This window comes from Vreelandella sp. L-15 (assembly GCF_056857635.1).
In genome coordinates this window covers 1-2,037 of sequence record NZ_JBSXNN010000089.1, presented here as the reverse complement: position 1 = coordinate 2,037, position 2,037 = coordinate 1, and the positions used below count along the sequence as shown (strand labels likewise).

The following is a 2,037-nucleotide window of genomic DNA, read 5'->3' as shown; positions in this document are numbered from 1 at the left end:
AAAAGTGATGCTGATTATCGCGGCGGCGGCCGGTGTTGCGTACTTTACCATCAAATAGCCCGATAGATTGAGAGCTAACAAGTTGCTCCACGCGGAAAAATTACTCGCTGCGCGCCCAATTTTCCGGTGAGCAAGGCGTTAAATGCCTAGAGGGATCTATGTCAGAGATAGCCAAAACTCCTGAGCCGCCGTATTACGCGGTCATTTTCAGTAGCCATCGCACCGAGGGCGACAATGGATACGGGGAAGTGGCAGACAGGATGGTTGAGTTGGCAGCTACCCAACCTGGCTTCTTGGGTATGGAGTCCGTCCGGGAGGATTTGGGTATCACCGTATCCTATTGGGAGAGCTTGGAGTCCATCACCAATTGGAAAAAGAACGTAGAGCATCGAGAAGCTCAGCGACTTGGCCACCAAAAATGGTACTCCACGTTTCGGGTTCGTATTGCGAGGGTGGAGCGTGAGTACGGCATTTAACCAGTCAATTAAGTACGTTCCCGGCCTGGCGGCCGTCCACCGGACGCCCCTGTCGGGCCGCCGCTTATTTCAGCGTTAAGCTCTATTGTTGCGTGATGCGCACCATGCTATCATCCCCTCATGATTAAATCTTTCCGTCACAAAGGACTGAAGCGGTTCTACTCGACCGGCAGCACGGCGGGCATACAGCCTGACCATGCCAAGAAACTGCGTATGCAGTTGGCTGCTTTGGATACGGCCACTTCGGTGGAGGACATGGATATCCCTGGCTTTCGGCTTCACCCATTGAAGGGAAAAGACAAGGGGCGGTGGTCGATTCGGGTTAACGGAAATTGGCGCATGACGTTCGAATTTCAGGACGGCAATGCCTACATTCTTGATTATGAGGATTATCACTAATGACTATGCATAATCCGCCGCATCCAGGCGAGTTCATTCGGGAGGTGTATCTGGAGCCTTTCGGTATCAGTTCCCGTCAGCTTGCTTCCAGTCTGGGCGTATCACCTTCCACTTTGTCTCGGCTGCTCAAAGGAGATAGTGGTATTAGCCCGGAAATGTCATTGCGGCTATCCAAGGTTCTCGGGCGCACTCCTGAGAGCTGGTTGGCAATGCAGGACATGTACGATCTTTGGGTGGCCCGCAATACGGTCAATCTGGATGGCATTCATCCCTTGGACTTCGAAGCAGCTTAACCAGTGGCTGTTGTCGGACGCGCCTACGCTGGCGCTCCGGCACGCCGCAAAGCCAAGGCGTTAAATTTTTTGCCGCACCCCCGTAGACTATGTTGTAATACATTGTAGTAGCCAAACTCGAGGGTATAGTCATGAGCGTCACCACGGTTCGCCTTCAAGCAGAAGTTGAACAGCACCTGGAAGCAATTGCTGGCAGGTTGCACCGGAGCAAAGGTTGGGTAATTAACCAAGCATTATCGGAGTACATAGAAAAGCAGCAGCTGGAGCAAGAGCGCTGGAAACAGACCTTAGAAGCAATGGAGTCCGCTGCACAAGGCAAGGTTGTTGATGCCCGCGAGGTTCACAGCTGGCTTAATAGTTGGGGAACCGACAACGAGCAGGATGCACCGAGGTCAGGTAAGTGAAACTGGTTTACACGGACGAAGCCATTGAAGATTTACAGCGCCTCAGGGAGTTCATTGCAGTCCACAATCCATCGGCGGCAGCCCGGATCGCCACCGAACTGGTTGGCAAAATCGAATTGCTTCCTGATTTTCCCAAGATGGGCACACCAGTTGAAATGGCACCGGTGCCTGACTCTGTTCGAGATATGGTTTTCGGGAAATATGTCGTTCGATATTCGCTCCATCCCAGTGCCATCATCATTCTCCGGGTATGGCATGGCCTTGAAGGTGAGCGGTAGTAATTTAACCAGGCGCGTCACTCGGATGCCTTTGTCTCCGCTGCGCTGCGACAAAGCCACCGGTGCGCTTCAGCGTTAGCTTTCAAGGAGTCCATGTGCGAGCAACTGAAATCCTGAATGAAATTGAAGAGCTCACGCGAGATCTAGAGAATGCCATTCGGTCTCATGGCCCTGAGATGGTTGCCGC

5 protein-coding genes are annotated in these 2,037 nt (G+C 52.7%); all 5 read left to right on the top strand.

Going from position 1 to position 2,037, the window contains the following annotated elements; genetic code table 11:
- Positions 1-158 precede the first annotated feature (158 nt).
- The 5 genes from AC13CY_RS13335 to AC13CY_RS13315 all read left to right on the top strand — a co-directional run bounded on the left by AC13CY_RS13335 (position 159) and on the right by AC13CY_RS13315 (position 1,850).
- Positions 159-476, top strand: coding sequence for an antibiotic biosynthesis monooxygenase family protein (locus AC13CY_RS13335; RefSeq protein WP_483052655.1), 318 nt, complete (start codon positions 159-161; stop codon positions 474-476).
- A 120-nt stretch (positions 477-596) separates the two neighbouring features.
- Positions 597-875 (top strand): type II toxin-antitoxin system RelE/ParE family toxin, encoded by a 279-nt coding sequence (locus AC13CY_RS13330; RefSeq protein WP_022992350.1) that lies wholly within the window; start codon positions 597-599, stop codon positions 873-875.
- Positions 875-1,168, top strand: coding sequence for a HigA family addiction module antitoxin (locus tag AC13CY_RS13325; protein ID WP_068436756.1), 294 nt, complete (start codon positions 875-877; stop codon positions 1,166-1,168). The genes AC13CY_RS13330 and AC13CY_RS13325 overlap by 1 nt, the downstream gene beginning before the upstream one ends.
- 131 nt (positions 1,169-1,299) lie before the next feature.
- The gene (locus AC13CY_RS13320) at positions 1,300-1,572 is read left to right on the top strand and encodes a CopG family ribbon-helix-helix protein (protein WP_022989998.1); all 273 of its coding nucleotides are present in this window, start codon (positions 1,300-1,302) and stop codon (positions 1,570-1,572) included.
- Positions 1,569-1,850, top strand: coding sequence for a type II toxin-antitoxin system RelE/ParE family toxin (locus AC13CY_RS13315; protein WP_023012028.1), 282 nt, complete (start codon positions 1,569-1,571; stop codon positions 1,848-1,850). Before AC13CY_RS13320 ends, AC13CY_RS13315 begins: the two co-directional genes overlap by 4 nt.
- The last annotated feature ends 187 nt before the right edge of the window (positions 1,851-2,037 follow it).

Excerpts from the sequence above, each read along its gene's own strand:
- AC13CY_RS13320 (WP_022989998.1), top strand. The coding sequence starts at position 1,300 with ATGAGCGTCACCACGGTTCGCCTTCAAGCAGAAGTTGAACAGCACCTG.
- AC13CY_RS13330 (WP_022992350.1), top strand. The coding sequence starts at position 597 with ATGATTAAATCTTTCCGTCACAAAGGACTGAAGCGGTTCTACTCGACC.
- AC13CY_RS13325 (WP_068436756.1), top strand. The coding sequence starts at position 875 with ATGACTATGCATAATCCGCCGCATCCAGGCGAGTTCATTCGGGAGGTG.
- AC13CY_RS13335 (WP_483052655.1), top strand. The coding sequence starts at position 159 with ATGTCAGAGATAGCCAAAACTCCTGAGCCGCCGTATTACGCGGTCATT.